At 71.8% G+C, this 24,347-nt stretch carries 21 protein-coding genes; 14 read left to right on the forward strand and 7 right to left on the reverse strand.

The window, feature by feature from the left end:
• The first annotated feature begins 34 nt into the window (after positions 1-34).
• The 6 genes from lanL (at position 35) to ABZ459_RS44150 (ending at position 9,667) form a co-directional block, all read left to right on the forward strand.
• Positions 35-2,770, forward strand: a complete 2,736-nt coding sequence (gene lanL / locus ABZ459_RS44125) for a class IV lanthionine synthetase LanL (protein WP_357984431.1) — start codon at positions 35-37, stop codon at positions 2,768-2,770.
• Positions 2,771-2,928: 158 nt separating this feature from the next.
• Positions 2,929-4,521, forward strand: coding sequence for an alpha/beta fold hydrolase (locus ABZ459_RS44130; protein WP_357984434.1), 1,593 nt, complete (start codon positions 2,929-2,931; stop codon positions 4,519-4,521).
• A 131-nt stretch (positions 4,522-4,652) separates the two neighbouring features.
• A complete protein-coding gene (locus ABZ459_RS44135; protein ID WP_357984437.1) occupies positions 4,653-4,817 on the forward strand; it encodes a hypothetical protein in 165 nt (54 codons plus the stop codon).
• Between the two features lie 149 nt (positions 4,818-4,966).
• Positions 4,967-6,718 carry an ABC transporter ATP-binding protein gene (locus ABZ459_RS44140; protein WP_357984440.1) on the forward strand — a complete coding sequence of 584 codons (1,752 nt, stop codon included), beginning with the start codon at positions 4,967-4,969 and terminating at the stop codon, positions 6,716-6,718.
• Between the two features lie 38 nt (positions 6,719-6,756).
• Positions 6,757-8,577 (forward strand): ABC transporter ATP-binding protein, encoded by a 1,821-nt coding sequence (locus ABZ459_RS44145; protein ID WP_357984443.1) that lies wholly within the window; start codon positions 6,757-6,759, stop codon positions 8,575-8,577.
• 52 nt (positions 8,578-8,629) lie between these two features.
• Positions 8,630-9,667, forward strand: a complete 1,038-nt coding sequence (locus ABZ459_RS44150) for a radical SAM protein (protein ID WP_357984615.1) — start codon at positions 8,630-8,632, stop codon at positions 9,665-9,667.
• A 382-nt stretch (positions 9,668-10,049) separates the two neighbouring features.
• On the opposite strand, the gene ABZ459_RS44155 is transcribed toward ABZ459_RS44150, so the two are convergent.
• Complete coding sequence (locus tag ABZ459_RS44155; protein WP_357984446.1) at positions 10,050-10,982, reverse strand: LysR family transcriptional regulator; 933 nt, start codon at positions 10,980-10,982, stop codon at positions 10,050-10,052.
• A gap of 122 nt (positions 10,983-11,104) precedes the next feature.
• Here ABZ459_RS44155 and ABZ459_RS44160 point away from each other — a divergent pair, with 122 nt between their 5' ends.
• The 3 genes from ABZ459_RS44160 to ABZ459_RS44170 all read left to right on the forward strand — a co-directional run bounded on the left by ABZ459_RS44160 (position 11,105) and on the right by ABZ459_RS44170 (position 13,444).
• Positions 11,105-11,803: an MBL fold metallo-hydrolase gene (locus ABZ459_RS44160; RefSeq protein WP_357984449.1), complete on the forward strand. Its 699-nt coding sequence runs from the start codon at positions 11,105-11,107 to the stop codon at positions 11,801-11,803.
• Positions 11,804-12,029: 226 nt separating this feature from the next.
• Positions 12,030-12,338: a hypothetical protein gene (locus ABZ459_RS44165; RefSeq protein WP_357984453.1), complete on the forward strand. Its 309-nt coding sequence runs from the start codon at positions 12,030-12,032 to the stop codon at positions 12,336-12,338.
• 182 nt (positions 12,339-12,520) lie between these two features.
• Complete coding sequence (locus tag ABZ459_RS44170) at positions 12,521-13,444, forward strand: TIGR04222 domain-containing membrane protein (protein ID WP_357984456.1); 924 nt, start codon at positions 12,521-12,523, stop codon at positions 13,442-13,444.
• A gap of 137 nt (positions 13,445-13,581) precedes the next feature.
• Here ABZ459_RS44170 and ABZ459_RS44175 read toward each other — a convergent pair whose 3' ends face one another.
• A complete protein-coding gene (locus tag ABZ459_RS44175; RefSeq protein ID WP_357984459.1) occupies positions 13,582-14,751 on the reverse strand; it encodes an alpha/beta hydrolase in 1,170 nt (389 codons plus the stop codon).
• Positions 14,752-14,878: 127 nt separating this feature from the next.
• Here ABZ459_RS44175 and ABZ459_RS44180 point away from each other — a divergent pair, with 127 nt between their 5' ends.
• A complete protein-coding gene (locus ABZ459_RS44180; RefSeq protein WP_357984618.1) occupies positions 14,879-15,796 on the forward strand; it encodes a LysR family transcriptional regulator in 918 nt (305 codons plus the stop codon).
• Here ABZ459_RS44180 and ABZ459_RS44185 read toward each other — a convergent pair.
• The 4 genes from ABZ459_RS44185 to ABZ459_RS44200 all read right to left on the reverse strand — a co-directional run bounded on the left by ABZ459_RS44185 (position 15,753) and on the right by ABZ459_RS44200 (position 20,165).
• Entirely contained in the window at positions 15,753-17,309 is a 1,557-nt protein-coding gene (locus ABZ459_RS44185) for an OmpA family protein (protein WP_357984462.1), read from the reverse strand. The two genes, ABZ459_RS44180 and ABZ459_RS44185, sit on opposite strands and share 44 nt — an antisense overlap.
• Before the next feature lie 158 nt (positions 17,310-17,467).
• Positions 17,468-18,283 carry a hypothetical protein gene (locus ABZ459_RS44190; protein WP_357984465.1) on the reverse strand — a complete coding sequence of 272 codons (816 nt, stop codon included), beginning with the start codon at positions 18,281-18,283 and terminating at the stop codon, positions 17,468-17,470.
• 19 nt (positions 18,284-18,302) lie between these two features.
• Positions 18,303-19,520 (reverse strand): MFS transporter, encoded by a 1,218-nt coding sequence (locus tag ABZ459_RS44195; RefSeq protein ID WP_357984468.1) that lies wholly within the window; start codon positions 19,518-19,520, stop codon positions 18,303-18,305.
• A 120-nt stretch (positions 19,521-19,640) separates the two neighbouring features.
• Complete coding sequence (locus ABZ459_RS44200) at positions 19,641-20,165, reverse strand: hypothetical protein (protein ID WP_357984471.1); 525 nt, start codon at positions 20,163-20,165, stop codon at positions 19,641-19,643.
• A 452-nt stretch (positions 20,166-20,617) separates the two neighbouring features.
• Between ABZ459_RS44200 and ABZ459_RS44205 the strand changes: the two genes are divergently transcribed.
• A complete protein-coding gene (locus tag ABZ459_RS44205; RefSeq protein WP_357984474.1) occupies positions 20,618-21,181 on the forward strand; it encodes an FAD-dependent oxidoreductase in 564 nt (187 codons plus the stop codon).
• Positions 21,182-21,303: 122 nt separating this feature from the next.
• On the opposite strand, the gene ABZ459_RS44210 is transcribed toward ABZ459_RS44205, so the two are convergent.
• Positions 21,304-21,609, reverse strand: coding sequence for a DUF1330 domain-containing protein (locus ABZ459_RS44210; RefSeq protein WP_357984477.1), 306 nt, complete (start codon positions 21,607-21,609; stop codon positions 21,304-21,306).
• 188 nt (positions 21,610-21,797) lie between these two features.
• Here ABZ459_RS44210 and ABZ459_RS44215 point away from each other — a divergent pair, with 188 nt between their 5' ends.
• The 3 genes from ABZ459_RS44215 to ABZ459_RS44225 all read left to right on the forward strand — a co-directional run bounded on the left by ABZ459_RS44215 (position 21,798) and on the right by ABZ459_RS44225 (position 24,274).
• Positions 21,798-22,700 (forward strand): LysR family transcriptional regulator, encoded by a 903-nt coding sequence (locus ABZ459_RS44215; protein ID WP_357984480.1) that lies wholly within the window; start codon positions 21,798-21,800, stop codon positions 22,698-22,700.
• Positions 22,701-22,926: 226 nt separating this feature from the next.
• Positions 22,927-23,187, forward strand: coding sequence for a helix-turn-helix domain-containing protein (locus tag ABZ459_RS44220; protein WP_357984483.1), 261 nt, complete (start codon positions 22,927-22,929; stop codon positions 23,185-23,187).
• A gap of 79 nt (positions 23,188-23,266) precedes the next feature.
• Entirely contained in the window at positions 23,267-24,274 is a 1,008-nt protein-coding gene (locus tag ABZ459_RS44225) for an RNA polymerase subunit sigma-70 (protein WP_357984485.1), read from the forward strand.
• Positions 24,275-24,347: the final 73 nt, after the last annotated feature.

The following is a 24,347-nucleotide window of genomic DNA, read 5'->3' on the forward strand; positions in this document are numbered from 1 at the left end:
CGAGAAGGCCGTGAAGGACGAACGGGGGTTACGGGTGAGCGAGCGTGTGAATGCGGACCTGCACCTGTTGGAGGACATCGTCAGTGCCATCCTGCGGCGCCGCTCCGGGGATTCTTCCGCATGGGAGATCGGCCACGGCAGGACGTGGACGTACGTCACCCCGGCCGGGGCCGCCCACCGCGCGCAGGGCTGGAAGCTGCACGTGTCGGCGACGCAGCTGGCCGCCCCCCTCGTGCTGGCCCGGACGGTGGAGGTGCTGGCCCACCACCGTTGCGCGTTCAAGTTCGCCTCCACCTTCGACGACCTGGCCGGGCTGCTGTCCAGAGGCGCGGACCGGGGATCCCTCGGCAAGTTCATCACCGTATATCCGCCGGACGACGACACGGCAGTGGCGATCGCCGAGGACCTGCACACGGCCACCTACGGCCTGCCGGGCCCGCCCATCCTCTCCGACCGCGCCTATCGCCCCGGCAGCCTGGTCCACTACCGGTACGGAGTGTTCTCCGCCCCGAGCGTGCTGGACAACGACGGCTCCTACACCTCGCAGCTGACCGCTCCCGATGGATCCGGCGTCACGGACCGGCGCAACGCCTGGTACTCCCCGCCGGAATGGGCCCCCTGCCCCTTCGACTCCGGCCAGGCCCCGGTACGCGCCACCGCGCCTTCGGCCGTCCTGCTGGCCGACCGGTTCGTGGTGCGCCGGGCGCTGCGTCACAGTGCCAAGGGAGGCGTGTTCCTGGCCGAGGACCGGCTCTCCGGCGAGCAGGTGGTGATCAAACAGGCGCGCCCGCACTTCGGCTTCACGCTCCAGGGGCAGGACGATCGCGACCGGCTCCGCCACGAGGCCCGCATGCTGGAGATCTTCGGGCCGCTCGGCGTCACGAGCCGCAAGGTGGACCTGTTCGAGCAGGGGGACAACCTCTTCCTGGCGCAGGAGTACGTCGAGGGCAAGGCGCTCGGCTCGTGGGCCGTCGATGAGCGGCGCGCCGCCCCGGGCCGCTGGCAGGGCCACGCGCTGAAGGTGGTGCGCGGCCTGGTCGCCCTGGTCGGCGCCGTTCATGACCAGGGTCATGTGTTGCGGGATCTCACGCCCAACAACGTGATCGTCGGCAGCGACCACCGTTGCCGGCTGATCGGTCTGGAGACGGCGGCCGTGCCGGGCACCCCGGTGGCCAAGGCCCACACTCCCGGCTTCGCACCGCCGGAACAGGTGCTCGCGCCCTGGCACGCGCCGGCGCCGGGCATCGAGGTGGACCTGTACGCCCTGGGGGCGACCGTGTTCTTCCTGGCCACCGCCTGCGTGCCGGTGCTCGGCCACGACGAACCGCACGACGCCCGGTCGTGGGACTCCCGGGTGGAGACGCTGGTACGCGTGACGTCATCGGGCGACGCCGTGTCCGAGGCGCTGACGACGATGATCCTGGGCCTGATGCGCGAGGACCCGGCCCGGCGCTGGGATCTCGCCCAGGTCAAGAAATTTCTTGATGAACTGGACACCGAGCCCCGGCCCTTCGCCGCCCGTACCGGCAACTCCCGCCTCGGCGTCGAGGAGCAGGACCGGCTGCTGCACGACGGGATCGCCTACACCCTGCGCCGGATGGACCGTACCGCCGTCGATCACCCGGACGGCGGCGGCCGGCTGTGGCCCGCGCCGGGGTTCGGGGAGACGGCCGATCCGTGCGCCGTCCAGCACGGCTCGGCCGGGGTGCTCACGATGCTGTCCGCGCTGCTGGATCCCTCCTGCGAGGCCCTGCCGGGGCGGGCCGAGGTCGCGGCCGGCCTCAAGGAGGCGGCGCACTGGACGCTGCGGCGCGTGCGGAGCGAGCGGCACCGGCCCTCACCCGGGCTGTACTTCGGCCGGGCCGGCATCGCCTGGGGCCTGCACGAGGCCGGGCGGGCACTCGACGACGACACCCTGCGCACGGCCGGCCTCGACCTGGCGCTGGACCTGCCGGTGACCTGGCCGAACCCCGACGTGTGCCACGGCCTGGCCGGGACCGGGTTCGCCCTGCTGCACTTCTGGCACGCGACCGGCGACGAACGCTTCCGTGACCTGGCGGGCCGCTGCGCCGACACCCTCCTCGCCGCCGCCGAGCGCACCCCCGCCACCGTCCTGTGGCCCGTCCCCCAGGACTTCCCCTCGACGCTGGCCGGGCTGGTGCACTACGGCTTCGCCCACGGCGTCGCCGGAATCGGGGCGTTCCTGCTCGCCGCCGGTACCGGTCTGAGCCGCGACGACTGCCTGGAGACCGCCGTGCTCGGCGGGCGCACGCTGTTGGAGGCCGCCGAGCACATCGACGGCGACACCTGGTGGGCGGCCTCTCCCGGCGACGACGGCAGGCTGCCGCATTGGTGCAGCGGCTCCTCGGGCATCGGCACCTTCCTGATCCGGCTGTACCTCGCCACGGGGGAGGCCCCCTTGCTGGAGGCCGCCAGGGGCGCTGCGGCCGCCGTCCGCGCCTCCCGCCTTTCCGCGGGAAGCGTGGCCTGCCACGGACTGGCCGGCGACGGGCAGTTCCTGCTCGACATGGCGGACCTGCTCGGCGAACCGGCCTACCGCCACCAGGCCGAGGAACTGGCCGCGTGCCTGCGGACCCGCGCGGTGCTGCGCGACGGGCTGCTCGTGGTTCCGGACGGGGAGGGCATGGGGATCGCCTTCGGCTGGAACACCGGCCTGGCGGGAATCCTGGACTTCCTGCGGCGGCTGCGCCGGGGCGGCGCCCGGCCGTGGATGGCCGACCATCTCCCACCCGTCGGTGCGACGGCATGAGCACGCTCCTCGACAGGACGGCCGCCGGCGTACTGCGGCGGATCGGCTTCCGCTTCTCCGGCACCGGGCGCCATGTTGCGTGCCTGGCCGCGCGGGGTCGCGGTGGTTTCGCTCCTGAGCTCTGGGATCTCGCCGGGCCGCGCCCTCGTGCTCGCCTCTTGCGTCCATGGGAGGACGAGAACGCCTGGAGCAGCGCGGTCCCGACCGACGACGGGAACCTCCTGCTGGCCCGTGCGGGGATCCTCCTCGTCGTCCCAGAGGCTGACGGCGCCGTCGCGGCGGTCCACGAACTGGCCGTCGCCCCCGGCGAGAACGTCAGGCTGGTGGCGGGCGGGACGAACGGCACCGCCGCCCTGGCCTTCCGTACGACCTCCGCCGGGCGTACGACGGTGTGGCGGTTGTCGGGACGGGCCGAGGCCCCCGAATGCGTCGCCGACGTGCCGGGCCGGTTCACCGGAGGCGTGTGGCTCGACGGCGACCTGCTCGCCCTCGCGAGTTCCGACGGGGCGCGCACCGTGGTGCTGAACCTGTCCGACGGCACCGTGCGCCCTCTTCCTGGCCTGGCGCAGGGGGAGCATCTCCTCCTCGCCGCGCCGCAGGCCGGAACCCTGATCACGGCACAGAAGCGGGAGGGCGTCCTGCGGCTGGGGATCCGCCGGCGCGACCACGACGCGCTCACCGTCTTCCCCGACCGGTTGAACGCCGTCGAGGGGACGGTCGTGCCGCTCGCCCTCGACCCGTCCGGCAGGCACCTCGCGCTGTCGGTCACCCGTGGGGTGCGCTCCACAGCGCTGCTGTACGACCTGGTGGAAGGCGGCAACCGGGAGATCGAGCCGGCCGGGGTCCTGCTGCCCGTCGCGCACTGGAACGAGGCCGGGCTGCACCTGGTCCGTTCGGCCCCCGACCTGGCGCCGCGACCCGTGACCGTTCCCGATCCCCTCACGGCGACGGCCCTGACCGGCCACGGCCGCACCGGGTGGTCGCCCGCCCGCTCGCGCCGCTTCGCCGGTCCGGGCGGCCCAGTCGAGGCGGTCGTCTACGGCGACCTCGCCCACGCCGGGCACGTGGTGCTCGCCCTGCACGGCGGGCCCGAGGCGGCCTGGCGGCTCACGTTCGACCCGCTGTTCCAGCGCCTGGCCGCCGGCGGCATCGCCGTGGTCGCCCCCAATCAGCGCGGCAGCACCGGATACGGAGCCGCGCACCGCGACGCGATCCGTGGCGCGTGGGGCGGAGCCGACCTCGCCGACATCGTTCACCTGGGCCGTACGCTGGCCGCCGAACGCGCCCCGGGATCCTGCCCGCCCATGCTGTACGGCGCCAGCTACGGCGCCTACCTCGCGCTGCTGGCCGCCGCCGCCGAGCCGGGCCTGTGGTCCCGTGCCGCCGTCGTCGCGCCGTTCCTGTCAGGACGGGCGCTTCATGAGAACGGGCCCGAATCGGTCAGGAGAATGCTTGACCGTCTCGGCGGCCGGGAGGAGATCGTCGACGACCATCTCGGCTCGCGCGACCTGCTCCGGCTGGCCGACCGCCTCCGGCTGCCGCTCCTGCTCGTCCACGGCGATCAGGATCCGATCATCCCCGTCAGCCACTCCCGCCGGCTGTGCGAACGGCTGGCGCTGATCGGCCACCCTGACACCGCACTCACGTACCTGGAGGTTCCGGGCGCGGGGCACGATCCGCTGACCGATCAGGAGGGCCATGCCGTGCTCGAACGGCTTGTCGCGTTCCTGCGCGGCGGGCCGAGGCCGTAGCGGGCCTGTCTCCGCGCCGCTCCAGGCGGCACCCAAGACCCCGTCTCCCGCATCACCGGGGGCGGTGGCATCAGAAGTCGTCGGGCGGATGCGCGACGGCTCCGTACAACCGCGAAAGAAATGAGGAAACCATGGAAATCGACGTTTCCGCCCTGGAAATGCTCCCCTCCGGCATGGAGAGCGGCCTTTACCCGTGCGAGTTCTCCACCTGCGGGGCCTACTCCTGCATGGGCGCGACGCAGACCTACTGCACCACCTTCACCAACGCCACCTGCGAGAACAATACGCGCGAGTAGCGGCCCGCCCTCTTCCAGAAGGGCATGACGTAGGCCCGTAGCCGAGGTGACAGGCCAGGCGGCCGCTGCTTCGGCCGCCTGGCCGCGCCTTCACCGGCCGTCCCCGCCGTGGATCCGCCTGGCCGCGCTTCGCCGCAAGGAGAGATGTGATGCACCCACCAGCACCAGCCGAGGAGCAGGTGACGACCCGCGCGTACGGCGACCGGCTGATCGCCTCCGTGGCCGCGTGCGCGTGGGCGCCGCTCGCCTTGACCGCGCTCGCCGCCGCAGCGGGGTGCGTCGTCGCGCTTGCGCTGCCCGCGTCGCTGGCCGCCGCAGTGGACGCGGCGGTCACCGGCAGGGACGCACTGCCCGCGACCGTACGCCTGGCGTTCCTGCTGGGCGGTACGGCTCTGATCGACATCGTCTCCGCGATCGCCGGTGCCGCCTACTCCGCCTCGGCCGCCGGTTCGCTGCGTATGCGCCTCGCCGCCCGGCTCCTCGCAGTGAGCATCGTCGAAGCCGGGCGTCTCCCCACGGGCGAGCTCGTCAACCGCCTGGTGAGCAACGCCGCGACCACGGCGTCCGTCCCGATGACGCTGATCGGCGCGGTGTCCGGGCTGGTCACCTCCGTGGGCGGCGTCGTCGCGCTGTTCACCGTCGACTGGCGGGTGGGCGCCGCCTTCCTGACCGGCGTACCCCTCGCCCTGGTCGTGATGCGGGTGTTCGTCTCCGGCGTGTCCGGCCTGTACGACCGCTACCAGGCGGCGCAGGGCCGGCTCGCCGCCCGGCTGACCGAGACCCTTGCGGGCATCCGTACCGTACGCGCCGCCGGCACCGCCTCCCGCGAGACCAGCCGGGTGCTCAGGCCGTTGCCGGACCTGTCCGCCGCCGGGCACGCGCTGTGGCGGGCCCAGTCGCGTGGCGGGTGGCAGCTCATGCTCGCGCTGTCCCTGATCGAGATCCTTGTGCTTGCCACGGCCGGGTTCGGCGTGGCGGAAGGCCGGCTGGAGCCGGGGGCGTTCCTGGCCGCGGCCGGGTACACGGCCCTGGGCCTGGCCTTCGCCGGGCTGACCGAGACGCTGATGGGCGTGGCTCACGGCCGCTCCGCCGCCCGGCGCCTGTGCCAGGTGTTCGCGCTGCCCGTCCTGCCCCCGGGCACCGTCCCGCTGGCGGCCGGTCCTGGAGTGCTCTCCTTCCGTGGCGTCACGGTGACCCGCGAGGGCGGCCCGCTCCTCGACGACATCTGCCTGGACATCCCCGCCGGGGCCATGACAGCCGTCGTCGGCCCCTCCGGCGCGGGCAAGACGACCCTCGCCCTGCTGGCCGGGCGGCTGACGGACCCCGACCGGGGACAGGTGCTGCTCGACGGCCAATGCCTGGCCGACCTCGACCCCGCCACCCTGCGAGGTGCCGTGGCCTACGCGTTCGAGCGCCCGGCGCTGCTCGGGGGCGACCTCGCCGCGGCGATCGCGTACGGCGGCACGGTGAGCGACCTCGAGGAGATCCGCGCGGCCGCGAGGGCCGCGCACATCGATGACGTGATCCGGCGGCTTCCGGCGGGGTACCGTACCCCAGCCGCCGGCGTGCGGCTGTCCGGCGGTGAGGTCCAGCGGCTCGGACTGGCCCGCGCGCTCCTTCGCCGGGCCCGGCTGACCGTACTCGACGACGCCACCTCCAGCCTGGACACCGTGACCGAGGCTCAGGTGACCTCCGCGCTGCGGGACGGGTCGCGTGGACGCACCCGCCTGGTCATCGCCCATCGCCCCGCCACCGCCGCCCGCGCCGATCTGGTCGTCTGGCTGGACGCCGGACGGATACGTGCCCAGGGCACCCACAGTGAGCTCTGGCGGGACCCCGCCTATCGCGCGCTGTTCGCCGCCGCCTCGAACGGGGAGAAGCCATGCCCGGCGACGCCATGATGGACCCACGACCCGCGCCCGCGACTGGCTCACCCGCCGTGCGGGCGACTTCCTCCACCGACGGCGGTGCGTCCCAGGCCGCCCCGGGTGGCGAGGGCGGTGCGCCGTCCCCCTGGCGGACGCTGACGGCGTTGCTGCGTCCCCGGCGGCGTCCGCTCGCCGTCGCCGCGTTGTGGTCGCTCGTCGAGGGTGCTCCGGCGCTGTCGTCCGGGTTGCTTGTCGCGGCGGCGGTCGATCGCGGCTTCCTGGCCGGCCGGTTCGCGGCCGGTCTCGGCTGGCTCGCCCTCCTCGGCGGCACGCTGCTGGTGAGGGCCGTCGCGATACGACGGATGTTTCCCGCGCTCGCCGCAGTGGTCGAGCCGTTGCGGGACGACCTCGTACGCGCGGTCGTCACCACCACCGTCGACCGCGCCGCCACCGGCGGGCGAGCACCCGACGGCGCCGCGGTCGCCCGTCTCACCCAGCAGGTGGAGACGCTGCGCAGCCTGATGTCGGCGATGCTGAGAAGCGGTCGCGAGCTGGGGGTGTCCCTGGTGGCCGCCCTGGCGGGGCTCCTGCTCCTGTCCCCACCGGCCGCTGCCATCGTCGCCGGTCCGGTGATCGTGGCGTTGGTCGTGTTCGCCCGGCTCCTGCGGCTGATCGCCGTACGGCAACGAGACCTGCTGCTGGCGGGGGAGATCCTGACCGCGGGGGCGACGCCGATCCTCGCCGGGCTGCGCGACGTCGCCGCCGGCGGCGCGCAGGCCCAGGCGGAGCAGGACCTGCGGGCGCTCGTCGCCGCGCAGGCCGCCGCCACCCGCGCCCTCGCCCGGGCGGGCACCGGCAAACGTCTGGTGCTGACGCTCGGGGCGCACGTGCCGCTCATCGGCCTGCTGCTCGCCGCCCCGCCCCTGATCGAGCGCGGGCAGCTGACCGCGGGCGAGGTCGTGGGCGCGGTGACCTACCTGTCCACCGGCCTTGGACCGGCGCTGCGCAGCCTCATGGGCACCGTCGGTTCGTGGGGCGTGTCCCTCGCGGTCACACTGCGGCGGATCTCCGAATCCATCGCGCCCGCCCCGGAACCACCGGCGCGGCCCGGGCCCATGGCCGTGCCCGCAGTTCATGACCTGCAGATGGACGGCCTCACGTTCGCCTACTCGCCGCGGGCCGCACCGGTCGTCCGTGAGCTGAGCCTCACGATCGGCGAAGGCACGCATCTGGCCGTGGTCGGCCCGAGCGGCATCGGCAAGTCCACCCTCGCCATGCTGCTGACCGGGCTGCAGGCGCCGACAGCCGGCGAGGTTCGGCTCGGCGGTCTCCCCCTGGCCACGATCCCGGAGTCCCACCTGCGAACCGTCATGGCCCTGGTGCCGCAGGAGGCGTACGTCTTCGCGGGAACGGTACGCGAGAACCTCGCCTACCTGTGCCCCGAGGACGCCTCAGGGAGCGACGCCGGAGACGAATGGCTGTGGGCGGCCGTCGCCGCCGTCGGGGCGGACGCCCTCGTCGAGCGGCTCGGCGGGCTGGACGGCACGATCGAGGAGCCGTCCACGTTGTCCGCCGGTGAACGCCAGCTCATCACCCTCGCCCGTACCTACGCCTCACCCGCACGGATCGTGATCCTCGACGAGGCCACCTGCCACCTCGACCCGGCCGCCGAAGAGCGGGCCGAGCGGGCGTTCGCGACCAGGGGGACGACACTCATGGTGATCGCCCACCGCATCAGCTCCGCCGCCCGCGCGGACAGCGTCCTGCTGATCGACGGCACCTCCGCCGTCGTGGGCGCACACCTGGAACTGATCACCCGATCGCCCCTGTACGCCGACCTGGTCGGCCATTGGCAGGACGACACCACGTACGAACACCAGGCCGCGATCTGAGCTGCCATGCCCGCCAATGCCGACCTGCCTCACCACCCAACGAGAGGACACCATGCCGCATCCCGGACCGAGTGACATCATTTGGGACATCACCTACGCATGCCCGCTCCGTTGCGTCCACTGCTACTCGGAGTCGGGAAGACGGCCGACGCGGCAGCTCAGCCACGAGGACATGCTCGAAGTGGCCGACGGGATCATCGCCCTGCACCCGCGAACGGTCGAGTTCGCAGGCGGTGAACCGCTGCTCGTCAAGGGAATCCACGAGATCGCGGAGCACATCTCACAGGCCGGGATCGAAGTGAACCTCTACACCAGCGGCTGGACGTTGACGGCGGAGGCGGCGCAAGCGGCGGCGCGCGTCTTCTCCAGGATCACGGTCAGCATCGACGGGGCCGACGCCGCGACACACGACCGGATCCGAGGGCGTTCCGGCTCCTTCGACCGCGCGATGAACGCGCTGACCCTCCTCGACGACATCTCCCGGCGCGCGAGCGAACACGGCTACGACCCCCTGCTGTTCGGACTCGACTGCGTGGTGATGCGCGGCAACTTCCACCAGCTGGGCGAACTCTGCCGGGTGGCCACCTCACGCGCCCCGCACCTGCGCTTCCTCAGCTTCGGCGCGGCGGTGCCGTCCGGTCTTGCCAGCAGGCCCACGTTCGCCGACCGGGAGCTTCTCACGATGGAACAGCTCACCACCCTCATGAGCTCTGGCCACGGGCAGCACCTGCGGTCCCTCGTTCCCTCCTCGGTCATGGTGACGGTCAGTGACAATTTCATCCTGCAGATGAACCCGAAACTCGTGGAACGATTCGGCTTCTCCCTGATGCAGATCGAGCCCGACGGGCAGGTACGCGCGATGCCCGTCTACGAGGGCACCGTCGGTTCCCTGCTGACGGAAGATCCGCAGGTGCTGTGGGAACGGACGGTCGCGCGCTGGAGCGACCCCTTCGTCGTCGATGCGCTCTCCGGCGTACGCGACTGGGCCGACTGGGCGGCGGCAACCCGCCGCATCGACTACCATTTCGGATCCGCCGAGGTCAGGCAGCGTATCGACCGCCGACCCGAGTACTCCGTCGCCGCCCCCTGACGCCGCCTGCCGACCGAACCCTGTGGGGCTCATCAGTGGGATACGGGTGTCTGGCCTGCCAGTTCTCGGGTGGTGTCCTGCACCGTGGCGGCCGTCGAGCGGCCGCGCGAATCACTGCGCCGCCACGAGGTGTTCGTGCCCGGTCTGCGGGCGACCCCACTGCCGGGCTGCTGAGGCCGCCGGCCTGTCCGGTGAAGCGGAGGGGGACGACTGGGTGTGCCTGGCCACTGACGACGGCGGCAAGGACCACCTGGTGCTCACCGGCCTGGACGAGCCCGCCTCCCTGATCGCACTGCACGCCGACATCGACGCCCGCATGCCCGTACCGCCGAAGGGTTCGAGGGCGACTTCGCGCTGTTCATTCTCAGCCGCCTGCTGCGCCCTACGGGAGGGCACGGTCGGCGTCGGGGATCCAGTGTCGCCCGTCCGACGGGTCCAGCGGGCGCACGCGTGGGAGCTGACCGAGCAGCGTACGGAGCAGCGGGTGCGGGTTGCGGCGGTGCCAGACCACCCACCACGGCAGGAGGGGGATCGGGTCCACGATGGGGATGCGGCGCAGCCCGCTCCCCGCCGCGTCGATGCTCCACTCCCCCAGGCCGACGGCGCTCTTCTCGCGCAGGAACTGCTGGACCAGGTGCCCCTGGCCGATGGCGGGCTCGGTGAAGCGCAAGGGGACGCCGAGGCGGTCGGCGAGGCGTCTCAGGTAGGCGCGCCATTCGGCGGCGCCCGCCGGGTCGGGCATCGCGATGCCGCCCGCCCGCAGGTCGGCGGGCCGCAGCTCCCTCAGGTGCGCGAGCGCGTGATCCTCCGGGACGAACGCGGCCAGGGGCTCCAGGTGGACCAGCCGCTGGGACAGCTCTTCCGGCCACGGCAGGTCGCGCGCCCGTCCGAAGGCCGCGTCGATCTCCTGGCGGCGCAGCGCCGGCAGCGCCACCGCGAGCCCCTGCCGCATGCTCACCTCCACGCGCAGCCGCGGGTCGCGCTCGCTCGCCTCCCTGACCATGCGCAGGGGCGTGAAGCGCTCGTCGTAGACGTCCACGCGGACGGGGCTGTCCACCACGCGGACCGCCCCCACGGCCTCGTCGAACGCCGCCACCGCCGCCACGGCCAAGGGCAGGAACCGCCTTCCGGCGGCGGTCAGCTCGATGGACCGGGTGGTCCGTTCGAACAGCGGCGTGCCGAGGGCGTCCTCCAGCCTGCGGACGCGTTTCGACAACGCCTGCTGGGTGATGAACATGCGCGCGGCGGCCCTGCCGAAGTGCAGTTCTTCGGCGGTCGCGATGAAGGCGCGTACGCCGGGAACGTCTGCTTCCACGACCAGACCCTGCATCGACAACCATCGGTTGTCAATCCGCGGTCCCATGGGTGTTGGACAGTGCCGCCGGTGGACCGGTTACCTGTTCCTCGACATCCGTGCTGATGAGAAGGGGTCCCGCGATGGAGGTCGTGGAGGTCGACCGGCGCCTGCACCTGCTGCGGCTGACGTTCGGGCAGGCGTACCTGTGGAACGACGACGGTGCGCTCACCCTGGTGGACACGGGCATCGCCACCTCGGCCGGGGAGATCGCCGAGGCGATCGGCCGGCTCGGGCTGCGCGCCGACGCCGTACGGCGGGTCGTCCTCACCCACTACCACGAGGACCACTGCGGCGGCGCGGCGGACGTGACGGCGTGGGGCGAGGTGACGGTGATGGCCCATCGCCTGGAGGCCCCGGTGATCCGAGGGGACGTGCCCGCCCCGCCGCCGAACTTCGCCGGCGAGGAGCGGGCCCTGCATCACAGTCTGGGCGCCGACCTGCTGCCGCCCGCGCCGCCGTGCCGGGTGGACCGCGAGCTTGAGGACGGCGACGTGATCGCCTTCGGGGGCGGGGCCCGCGTGATCGCCACCCCCGGGCACACCGCCGGCAGCATCGCCCTCCACCTGCCGGAGCACGGAGTCCTCTTCACGGGCGACACTGTGGCGCACGTGTCCGGGCTGGTCATGCCCGGAGTGTTCAACATGGACCGTGACGAGATGCTCCGCTCGTTCCGGCGGCTGGCCGAACTGAACGTCCGGACGGCCTGCGTGGGCCACGGCGACCCCGTCACGAACGCCGGCGACGCCCTCCGGAAGGCAGCCGCCGACATCCCCGCCTGACCCGCCGCTCAGGCGTTCTCAGCCCGCGCGCTCGGCCTCCTCCCACCTGAACCGGGGCCGGTGATGCACCGCGACAGCCGGTCTGCGCACGGCTCCTGACGCGTGACCAGACCCACTTTCGGCTCGATTCATGTGCCTGGAGGGACAAACATCCCTGACCTCGACACTTTGGGTGGTGGATCGAATACTGAGCGTGACAAGCTCCTCGGACGGAAGGATTCCCCCCATGCCCACCGCCCGCATCGCCGCCGGTCAGACCTCCCCCGGACAGGGCTGGCAGGCTTACGGCTCCAACGGCATCTACATCGACGTCGACACCACCTCCGCGCGCTTCTCCGGGCGTCCCGTCTACGTCACCTCCGTCGGCAGCACCGGCGGCAACCAGTGGAACCTGGTCGGCCCCAGCGCCGTCTACGACGCCACCGCCACCAAGTTCCGCGTCTACGTGCAGTGGCGTGACGCGTCGGCGCTGTCCCCGGGCACCGCCCAGCAGTTCGGCTGGTACATCCAGTGGATCGGTTACGACAACCCCTGACCGCGGCTCGCACGGCCGGCCGGCGCCCGCACGGGCCCGGCCGGCCTCGCCGTGAGGCCAGGGCGTCGCCTGAGGGCCGCCGAACGCTCCTCGTCCGGCGGGTCCACGGGAATCGGTGCAGTGGCGCTCCCCGGAACCTTCGTGTCCGCCTCACACGTTGATCAACAACACGGGAGGTGGGCATGGATGTGATCCTCGCCTGGTTGGCGGTGCTCCTCGGGGCGGTCACCGTCGGCACGGTTCTCGCCGCCGAGGTGGCGCACGTCCGCGCCCGCCTGAGGCTGGGCGGGCTGCGCGACGTCGATCTCGGCCACTACGAGCTCGCCTATCTGGCGGGCGGTCCGGTACGGGTGGCGGACACCGCGCTCGGGCTGCTGGCCAGGGAAGGGGAGATCCGCGTCTCCCGTGGCGGGAAGATCCATCGCGTCTCCACGGCCGTGACGGCGGGATATCCCGTGGAGGAACGGCTTGTCGCGATCCTCGCCGAGCGCAGGAGCCCGCCGGTCGTCCTGGTCAAGCGCCGCCTGGCGGAGAGCGCGGAGGTCGCCGGGATCAGGGGCCGGCTCGCCGACCTGGGCCTGCTGGTCGACTCTCGGAGCGTGCCCGGCTTCCGCGTCTGCCGCGACGTCCTGAAGCTGATCCCCACGGTCGCGGTCGTCGCCGCCGGGGCCGACGTGGTCTACATGATCGTCGCGCAGTCGCCGCCGCTGAGCGTGGCTGCCCTGTTCGGGTTCGGCGGCAGCTGGCTGGCGGCCAGGAAGATCCGGTCCCTGTACGTCAGGAACCGGCCGGTCCGGCTCGGCCGCGCGGGCCGCCACCAGCTGGAGAAGGCACGCCGGGCACACCCGTACGGGGCCGGGACCGACGCCGTGCCGCTCGCGCTGTACGGACTGAGCCACCTCGGCGACCCGCACCTGTCGGCCGAGCTCAGCAAGCGTTCGATCCCGGACGGTCACCTCTACCCGGCCGAACCCAGCAGCCCGAGCGCCCAGTGCGGCTCCGTCGGCTGGACCCCGGACGACAGCGGAAGCGGCACCTGGGACGGAGGGGGCGGCGGCTGGGACGGCGGCGGCTCGGGGGACGGCGGAGGCGGCGGCGGTTCCTGACGACCGGCACGGCACTCCCGCGACCACTCCGGCCACGACCCGCCCGCACGAAGCGAGCCACGGCCGCTCAGAGGGCGCGCCGCAGCCCGCCCCGATCCGTCCCTGGGACGCCCCCGGGCAACAGCGGGATGAACAGGCTAAGGCTGCGGTGTCCGCTGCTTCGATCTCACTCGGGCGGTGAAGGCTTCGATGGCGTCGACGAGCGCCTCGAAGCGGACCGAGTGGTACAGGTCGAAGGCGTGGTTGCCGCCGCGCAACTCGGCGTAGACGACGGGGGAGGCCGACGTACGGCGAAGCTGGTCGGCGAAGTGCCTGGCCTCGGCCACGGGCACCAGCGGGTCCAGATCGCCGTGGGCCACGAGGAACGGCGGTGCGTCCGCGGTGATGTGGGCCAGCGGCGAGGACTCGGGCCCCTGCCCGAAGTAGGTGCCGTACCAGCCGTTCAGGTAGATGGCGCCGGTCACGGAGGTGTCGGCGTGCTCGAAGCCCGGCTGGTAGGCGGGGTCGTTGGGGGTGAGTGCGGCCAGCGCCGCCATGTGCCCGCCCGCCGAACTGCCCGCGACGAACAGCGTCGAGGGGGCCGCGCCGTACTCGTGGCCGTGCTCACGTACCCAGGCGATGATCTTTTTGAGATCGATCACGTGGTCCGGGTGCTGGGCCTGGGGCCGTAGCCGATAGTTGGCGCTGATGGTCACCCAGCCCTGGCCGGCGAGCCGGTAGAGCAGCGGCAGCGACTGGCTGTTCTTGTGGCCGCCGGTGTAGCCGCCTCCATGCAGGTGGATCAGCACGGGCGCGCCTTGCGGGCGCGAGCGGTGGTGGTAGAGGTCGAGCAGGTTGCGGCGGCCTGCTTCGCCGTAGGAGAGATCGGCCACCCGGCGGACGTCCATGCGGCGCTTGAGGACGGGCAGGAACAGGATGCGGGCCCAGGGTGGAGAACGACGCAGTCCGGCGGCGAGGTCGGCGTCGATGGCGGCGCGCCAGCCCGCGCCCAGGCCGGCGTCCATCGCGCGCCAGATCCTGGCCCGCTCCCCCAGGCCACGGTAGGCGATGACCGTGAGCCCGATCGTGGTCACGGCGGCCAGGGCGACGACCGCCCAGCCACCCGCCGTGTGGATGTCACCCTCGGCGAACGCCAGCACCGTCGGGGCCAGCAGCAGCCAGAAGAAGGCCGCGAACGGCAGTTCGTTGGCGGCCAGCCCGAAGAAGTAGCTCACCCGGCCGACCGTGCTCCAGCCCGGCAGCGGCCGCAGCGCGAACAGCGTCCCGATCGCGACGAGCGCCACGGGGACCAGATATCCGACGGGCACCGAACCTCCAAAGCCGCACTGCCTGCGAACCCGCCAAGCCTCCCCCAATCGCCCGCCGCGCATCTACGACGGATCCGATAACGTCCTTTAACCCTGGAATGAAGAATGTGGAGGGCCGCCCGTGGAGATGCGAGAGATCGAGATCTTCCTGACGCTGGCCGAGGAGCTGCACTTCAGCCGTACGGCCGAGCGGCTGGGCATCAGCCCCGCCCGCGTCAGCCAATCGATCAAGAAGCAAGAGCGGCGCATCGGCGCCCCCCTGTTCGACCGCACCACCCGAGTGGTCTGCCTCTCCCCGCTCGGTGAGCAGCTGTACCAGGCGCTCAAGAGCGGCCACCGGCAGATCATGCAAGGGATCGCGACCGCTCAGGCCACCGTCGACGGCACCGCGGGCACACTGACCCTCGGCACACTCGGCCCGCTCTCCACGCAGATCAAGAACGTTCTCGACCTGTTCCTCGCCCGCCACCCGAACGCCCGACTCCAGCATCGCGAGATCCAGCCCGCCTCCCCTCTGGACCTGCTGAGGTCGGGCGAGGTGGACGTGGCGCACCTGTGGTTGCCGATCCGCGAGCCCGATCTGACCATCGAACCGACCTCGTACGCCTCCGACGTGGTGTTGATGGTCTCCGCCGACCACCCCTACTCGGGACGAGACTCCATCTGCCTGGAGGACCTCGGCGACTGCATCGTGGTCGAGGGCCGTTCGATCCCCACCTGCATGGAGGAGATCTTCAACCCCTGGCACACCCCCTCCGGCCGCCCCGTCCGCCGCGGGCACAAGGTCACCACCTGGCAGGAGACCCTCAGCGCCGTCGCCTCGGGCCAAGCGACCGCCGGGGTCACCGCCGAGGCCGCGACCTTCTACCCCTGGCCCAGCCTCGCCTTCGTCCCGATCCGCGACGCCCCGCCGTGCGAGTGGACCTTCGCCTGGCGTACGGCGAGCGAGACGCCACTCATCCGCGCCTTCGCCCGAGCAGCAGCCGGCACGAGGCGTGGGCTCAGGACAGGGGCACCTGCAGGGCGCGCCAGGTGGCCACCTTGACGGTCAGCGCGTCGGCCTGGGCGGGCAGGGCGTACAGCGACCAGAACTCCTTCGTCTCCGCCGGCTCGAAGCTCATCGCCGACAATGCCACCCCGGAGGTGTTCGTGCATGCGCAGTACGTGCCCGGCTCCTCCCCCTTGGCCACGATCACGCGGGCCGGGCGGTACAGGCGGCGCGCGGCGGGGTCGGTCACCTGGATGTTCGTCGCTGCGTGGTACTTGAAGGCGTTCCAGTCATCGGCCCAGTTGAGGTCGTGGTACCACGCCTCGCCGTCACCCCGGTTGGTGATCGTGTAGCGGAGCAGGCCCAGGTCACCAGGCATCCGGCGGAAGGCCGTCACCTCCAGGTCGAAGGGCACCCCCTTCGCGCGCACCGTCGCCTTCGTCCCTTCGCCCTCGGGCAGCGGGGACGCGCTGGTGCCGGCAGCCGGCACTTGTGCCGGTGCGGGCTTGGCGAACGTGATCGTCACCCGGCGGTTGCGGCGACGTCCCTCGTCGGAGCTGTTGCTGTACAGCGGGCGGCGGGAGCCGTATCCGCGGGCCCTGAACGTCACCTGGTCGCGCGTGATCAGCTGCGTGAGAGCCTGGCGCACCGCCTGCGCGCGACGGCGGGACAGCGGTTCGTTGATGGCGTCGGTGCCGGAGGAGTCGGCGTGGCCGTCGACCTCGATCGTCGTGTCCGCGGACGTGTCGACGAGCTTGGCCGCCTTGGCCAGCACCGTGCGGGCGCGCGACGTGAGCGTCGCCTTGTTCAGCGCGAACAGCACGTCGGAGGAGAGGCTGACCTTGAGGTCGGCCCCGTCGTCGGTCGTCTCCTCGGTGCGGTCGAGCGACTGCGACGGCGTCTCGATGAGGTGACTGACGGTCTCCACCTGGGACGCGTCGGCGTCGGGCAGTTGCTGACCAGGTGGCGGCACGGGCGGGTCGTCGCTGATCGGGACGTCAACCATCGGCGGGCCGATCGGTGTGACGATCGTCGTGGTCGCCGGGTTGCCGGACGGCGCGGGCAGCACGGCGTAGACCGTCAGCGACTTGCCGGGGTCGATGATCGACTTGAGGTCGTCGCGGTCGGTGTCGCTGCACAGGCATTCGCCGTCGGCGGGCTTGTACGGCATGAGCCACCGGTGGGCCGGGGCGTCGAGCACCGCGATGCCGGAGGGCCAGCGCCACTTGAGCGGCCGCATCGGGTCGGCGAGCGGCGCCTGCCAGTGCAGCGGCTTGTCGGTGCTGGTGGACAGGCGCAACTGCACGATCAGGTGCTTGCCGCCGATGCGGTTGAGCCCGACGAGTTCGGCCTTGTAGTTCGACTCGACGGTGCCCTGGACGGTGGCCAGCGCGGGTCGGGTGTCCCCGCCGCCGGACGTCGCGTTCCCACTCGCGGAGGGCGCAGGAGCGCTGGTCGAAGGCGCGGGAGGCGGTGCGGTGGTCTCGCTCGCCGAGGGCGCGAGGGGTAGCTGACCACATCCGGCGGCCGCTAAGGCGACGGCGGTCAGGGCCATGATCCGGATACGCATGCCGGGCATTGTGCCATGACCGAATCAAAGACGGTCAGTCAAGGACATCGTGACCAGGCACGCGCCGGGCGGGGTCCCCAGCTAGTGCGGGCCGCTCGGCTCGGCGCAGCGCCTGACCACGCTTGGGGTGAGGACGCCGGTCACTCAGGCAGCTCATGTCAGCGAGGCCGTCGCCCGGCTGGGGGCTGTTCGACGCCGGGTCCTCCTGTGTGCGGCGTCTGCACGTAGCCTTCGGCGGGCTCGGGAAGCGCCTCGACGCATGTCGTCGAGCAGGCGTTGACCAGCAAGGGCAGAACGTCGGCGCCCGACGTCCGCAGGGAGACCCAGACCTGGCGGAGGTTCCCGGCGTCGATGTGCCGGTCACAGACACTGCACGTACGGATCGCGGCGGCACCCCACACGCCGGGGTCCAGGTCTTCGAGACCCATGCCCTGAGCACCGGCCGCCGCGGCCGGCAACAGCGGGAAGGGCGGCCGCAGCTTGTAATTGCCGTAGAGGGCGCGGGTGCTCACCGTGCTGCGCCGCAGGCCGGGGCACCGGGTGATCTCGTACGGGAACCAGTGCAGGCGGTAGGAGGTGTAGGGGGTGAACTCCTCAAGGCTTCGCATGGCGCCGATCTCAGGCGGGATGCGCACCAGATTGCTGCCGTAGAGCACGAGGTGTTTCACCGAGGTGAGTTCGGCGATGGTCGGCGGAAGCGTGACGACCTGGCGCCGCTGGTCCGCGGTGAGTTCGGCCAGCGGCTTGAAGACCTCCCGTTCGTCGGCTGCCGCCTCTTCGACCAGTTCGAGCAGGCGGATCCATCCGGGTGCCGTGGTGTCCTGGCGTTCTCCGTGGAAGCGGGTCGTTCGCTGCGGCTTGGTGCTGGTCTGCTCGATGCACCCGCAGAGATCACGAGGGGAACCTCGGCCGCCGGAACCAACGGCGTCAGCCCAGCGATTCGAGAAGACCTGCGGCGTCGACTCCTCACTCATCCGCTCACAGTAGTGTCGCTCAAGCTTCGGGTGGGGCCACGGCGGCGGGCGGCAGGCGGCGCGCCAGGCGGAGCAGCGCGAGTGCGGCCGGCCCCACGAGGGCCGCCAGCGTCAGCCACAGCAGCGGTGGCGCCGTGCCGAGCAGGGCCGAGAAGCCGGCGGGCGCGAGGACCGCCGCGAGCGCCCAGGTCTGCTGGTAGATCGCCAGGTAGCGGCCCCGCAGGGCCGGCGGTGCGGTGGCGGCCGCGAGGGCCCAGCTGGGCACGGTGTGCATCAGCTCGCCGAAGGTGAGGACGAGCGTGGCGACGAGCAGCCCGCCGACGCGCGCGAGCCCGGCGGGGAGCAGCGCGGTCGCGGCGTAGGCGGCGCACGCCGCCATCAGGATCAGGCCGCTCAGGGCCATGGCGTGCGTACGGCGGGCGTGCCGCTGCCACCTCCGGACCGGGAGCTGTCCCGCCGCCACGAGGACCGTGTTGATCGCGTAGAGAACGCCCAGCAGGGCCGGCGGGACGCCGAGCACCGTGACCGCGTACACCGGCAGGGCGACGGGGAGGACGAGGTGGATCAGGGTGTATGCCTGCTCGGCCGCCACCAGGGTGACGAACGGCCGGTCGGCGAACAGCTGCCGGTAACCGCCCGGATTCCGGGGCGGCGGTGCGGGCGCGCGCCGTCCCGAGAGCGTCAGGCATGCGGCCGCCAGGGCGAAGCTCGCCGCGTTCATCAGGGCGACGACCGCGAACCCGGTGGTGCCGGCGAGGGAGACCACTCCCGCCGACAGCAGGCCGCCCAGGCCGAAGGCGACGTTCCTCGCCGTGGCGAGCAGGGTGTACAGCCGCTCTCTGAGCGCGCCCTCCGCCAGTGCGGAGACGTAGCTTCCGGAGGCGGGGTAGTAGGCGCGATCGCCGGCCGCGATCAGGGCGGCGACGATGAGCAGGGCCACGAACCCGTCCACGAGCGGATAGGCGGCGAAGGCCACCGCACGCAGCACGTACGTGGCCATCAGCACGCGGCGCGCGTCGAACCTGTCGATGAGGGTCCCGGCCACCGGGTTGGCCGCCAGCCCCACGACCGCCGCCACGGTGACGCCGAGCCCGACGCTCGTCATGGGCAGGCCGGTCACCTCGTGGATGAACAACAGGGTCAGGGGCACGTACAGCCCGTTGCCGAGCGCGTCGACGAACATGCCGACCAGGAACGGGCGTACGCCGACGACACTCGTGAGGGAGGGGGAAGCCATGTGATCAGTGTTGTCAGGCACCCACGTGGACGGCATCGGCCGGTGGCCCCATGAAGGCGGCCCACGGTCCGTCCATGGTCCTAGGTCTCCGGTCTGTGGCGCCCGGAGGAGGACGACCGGTCAGAATTTGCCGGGCTCGAACCTTCGGACGAAGACATAGGTGTGGGATCGGCTGACCAGCTCGACCACCCTCCTGCGCCGGTTCTCCAGCATGGTGACCTTCACGCATTTCAGCGTGACCTTGCGCCGGCCGAGGAGCGCGTCGTAGGAGAGGTACATCTTGTCGAAGCCCCGGTTGTCCCTCATCCCGACGCCCAGCTGTGTGCGGAACTGCCTCGAACCTGGCGGGTTGAAGGGTTTGGCGGCCACGATGGCGTCGGTGGCCTTGGCGGGGCAGCGTACGAGCACGCGAACGTAGCTGTCCTGACGCGGGCGACGCGGCCTGATCTTGACCCCCGTCCAATCACCGATCCCCTCCGGCGCCGCGGGCCGGTCCGCCGCTCCCTCCGGGTTGGTCTGGTCATCGGCGCTGTCGCCCTCCTCCACCGGAGGGTCGGGCATCGGCAGGACGGGCACGGCCGCCGCGATCGTGCAGGGACTTGCGACAAGGGCAGCGAGCAGGCCGAATGTCGCTACAACCCTCATGATCTCCCTCTCGGCGGGCAACTGAAGCGATTGACGACGGGAGGAGAGTAGCCCCCAGTATGCGGGCGAGCCTGAGCTGTTGAGGGGATGCCACGCCGTTCGCTGGTCTTCGACGGTTTCGGCCGAGTCCGCGCCAATTCTTCTCGGGAAGCCGGCCTCCACGCGCTCGCCTCGGCCATGGCGCTGAGGCGCACCGGTCCGTCTCACCGTCGAGGCCCTCGGCGAAGCGGGTCGGGACCACAGGTCCCTGCGGTCCCGACCAGCCCCGTCGGCCGGTGGCCGGTGGCCGGTCGTGCCTGATGAGCCGCCCACAGCCCCGCCCCCGGACGCGCCGCCCCTTGGTCAGCGGTACGGCGGTCCGCCATGAGGGAGCCCTCCGAGATCGGATGAGCAGCGTGCGACCCACCTGTCTGCTGTTTCTGGAGGCCACCTACCGGCGCACCCGCCGGTAGGTGGCCGCCCTGCGCAGGCTGGGCTCCGGCGCCCGGGTCACCTGGCGCGACCGCGCCACCGGACGGGTGAGCGCGTGGGAGGCCGACCACGTGATCGTGACCGTGCCCCTGCCGGTCGTCAGCTCCATCGACCATGACCTCTCGCCCAAGGTGAAGGCGGGCGGCCGCGCCTACCTGCCCGCCGTCAAGACCGCCTTCCAGGCGCAGCGGCGCTGGTGGGAGCAGGATCACGGGATCTACGGCGGCATCTCCTGGACCACCCGGGGACATCACCCAGGTGTGGTACCCGAGCGCGGCCATCCACGGCCGCAAGGGCATCCTGGTCGGCGCCTACATCTGGTCGCACGACCTCGGCCGCGCCTATGCGGCGATGACACCCGCCCAGCGGGCCGCCGCGACGCCTACCCCGCGCTCCTGCCGCCGGACGGGCCGTACTGGTTCGCGGGCGAGCACGTGAGCCACCTCGCCGGCTGGCAGGAAGGCTCGATCCGGGCCACGCACCACGTGCTCGAACGCATCCAGGCCCGCGTCGCCGCCGGGCGCACAGAGGGCCGCCCCGGCTGAACCGGCGCCGGTTCAGCCGGCCGCGGTCGACGGCCGTACACAACCGGCTCATCAGCTGCCCGGCCGGGGCGAGGATGCTGGAGGGCGGTCGCGCCCAGCGCACGCTCTTCCTCGCCCGCCGGTCAGTCGACGCCCTCGATGATGCGGAAGTCGCGCTCGACGCCGTCGGGGAAGGCCACCAGCGCCTTCTGGTACGCCTCGCTCTCGTACGCCGCGACGGCCTGTTCAAAGGTGTCGAACTCGATCAGAACGACGCGCTGCGTGATTCCGGCCTCGTGGGCGACGACTCGACCGCCACGGGACGGGAGGAGGGCCAGGTTGCGCCCGCCGCCAGCCTGGACAGCCGGACCGGCCAGTTTGTCGTAGGCACTCAGCCGCTCAGTGTCGGAAATGGCGGGGTAGACACTGACCCAGTAGCCCTTAGCCACGGAAACCTCCAGTGTTCGGCCGGACACGGCCGACGTCGAATTGACACTCGGATCGATCGATCCCGGCGACGGGTACTGCGGTCAGTTGGATCGTCATATGCGCAGGTTAGGGCTTGATGCGCGGTCGAGGGAAAGATCGGTACGGGATAGACTCAGAACGGATCGTTATCAATCGGCAGGGAGGGCACGTGGCGCCGGACACGGTGAGCCTGCGGTACTTCCTGGTGCTGGCGCAGGAGCTGAACTTCACCCGCGCGGCCGCACGGATCGGTATCGCACAGCCCGCACTCAGCGCCCGGATGCGCCGACTGGAGGCGGAACTCGGTACGGCCCTGCTGGTCCGCAACACGCGTAGCGTCGTGTTGACCACAGCCGGTGCGGCTTTGGCGGAGTCCGCGCCGCCCGCGCTGGCGGCGCTGGACCGGGCATGGGACACCGCCCGGAGCGCGGCGGCCGGCGAGCTGGGCACCCTGCGCATCGGATACAGCCTCAGCACCGGCGCCGAGACGGCACCGGCCCTGGTGGACAGGCTGATTCGCGACAACAGCGGACTCCAGGTCGGCGCGGTCCCGATGGCGACACCGGAGATCTCCCCCGCCGTCGCCGACGGCCGCATCGATGCCGGGATCACCCGCGGCGAACAGCCGGGCCGTGGCGTGCGCCGGTTCCTGCTGCGGCGTCAGCGCGTCGGAGTCCAGCTGGCGCAGCACCATCCGCTGGCCGAACACCCGGAGATCGAGATCGCCGACGCGGCCGCCTATCCGCTGCGACTTCCGGACCGTGCGGCCAACCCCGTGGTCCACGACCAGCTGTCCGCACTGTTCCGCGACACCCGGCCACACCCCCGATTCCACACTCCCGCAGTCTCTTTCGACATGTCTCAGCACGACCTGCGCGACGGGGTCACCCTCGCCCCCGCCGGAGAGGCCGCGGTCACGGCACAACCGGCCGGTCTCGCCTGGCGACCGCTGCGGGGCGCGCCCAGCCTGACGATCCACCTGGTCCTCCCACGCGAGCCGTCGCCACTGCACCGCCGCATCCGTGCCGTCGCCAAAACCCTGGCGCACGAGCTGCACTGGCTGCCGGACTGACGCGCAAGAGGCCAAGCGAGACGGACGCCTGCGGTGGCGAGGCCGGCGGATGTGGGCCACCGCTGCCTCCGGGAAGTCCTGGGAAACCGCCCATCCGGTTGAAGCACTTCAGCTGCACCAACAGTGCCAGCAGGTGGCACATCGCCGCAGGTCGTGAACAACTTCGTCGAATTCACTCGGAAACCTGCGCGCCGCGGCGAGGTAGAGCGCCGGCTGGTGCAGCGCGGTGACGGTCCCGGCGCCCGGCCCCGCCATGGTGATCACCAGGATGGTCCAGCCGGACCTCGACGAGATCGACGTGTCCACCGTGCTCCAGGCGCCGGCCGACCCGATGCGGCTGCGCATCGTACGGCTGCTCGACCAGGTGGAGGAGTCCACCTGCACCGCGCTCGACCTGCCGGTGAAGGTCTCGACGGTGTCCCATCACGTCAACGTCCTGCGGCACAGCGGCGTCGTCTCCACCCGCCTGACGAACGGCCCGGTGTGAGCGGCTGCACCGCTCAGAAAACCTCCGCCCCGTCGTCAGTTGTCATGGCCCCTTGCCACCCGCGGAAGGATTGACGACCATGACCGACGCCAGACTGCCAGGCGACGATGGGGCCGCGTTCATCGCGGCGGCCCGCTCGAACGACGCAGCACAGCTCGCGCTCATCACGGAGCGCTACCGGCATGAGCTCCAGGTGCACTGCTACCGGATGCTCGCGAACTACGAGGACGCCCAGGACCTGACGCAGGAGACGTTCCTGCGAGCGTGGAACAAGCGGGAGTCGTTCAGGGGCCACGCCGCGCTGCGGACCTGGCTGTACCGGATCGCGACGAACGCCTGCCTCGACTTCCTGGACAAGCGCAACGACCGCATACCCGTGCCTGCCGAGCTGCCGGGCACGGGCTCGGAAGTGCACTACCTGCAGCCCTACCCGGACCGGATGCTCCCGGAGGATCCACAGGAATCGGCGGTGGCGCGGGAGACGATCGAGCTGGCGTTCATCGTCGCCGTCCAGCACCTGCCGCCGCGGCAGCGCGCGGTGTTCATCCTGCGCGACGTCCTCGGCTGGCCGGCGTCGAAGGCCGCCGACGCCCTCGAGCTGACCGTCGCCTCGGTGACCAGCGCACTGCAGCGGGCGCGCGTGACGATGCGCGAGCAGCTGCCCGGCCGCCGCCTCGACTGGCGGAGCCCTGCCACGCACGAGCTGTCGCATGACGAGCGCGGCGTGGTGAAGTCGTACATGGACGCCCATGAACGCAACGACCTCGACGGGCTGACGGCCCTGCTCCGCGACGACCTGCGCTTCGCGATGCTGCCCGATCCGGGCACCTTGGTCGTCACGGCCAAGGACGCGGTGGACGGCTGGGTCTCCGGCGGGCTCTTCCAGCGCGGCTACGACGACTGGCGCTGCATCCCCACGACGGTCAACCTCATGCCTGCCGCCGTGCTGTACCGCCGCACCCCCGACGACCCGGAACATCGTCTGTTCAACATCGCGGTCCTGCACATCGTCGACGGGCAGATCTCCGAGCTCACCGGATTCGACGCCACCGACAAACCATGGCTGAGCCTGCCCGCGACGCTGTGATCGCACCCATCGTCGACGGGTCCGGCGCACGGGCAGGCGAGGCGGGCCACAGCTCACTCGGACGTCCGCCGAG

This window comes from Nonomuraea sp. NPDC005692 (assembly GCF_040631115.1).
Classification (GTDB): Bacteria; Actinomycetota; Actinomycetes; order Streptosporangiales; family Streptosporangiaceae; genus Nonomuraea.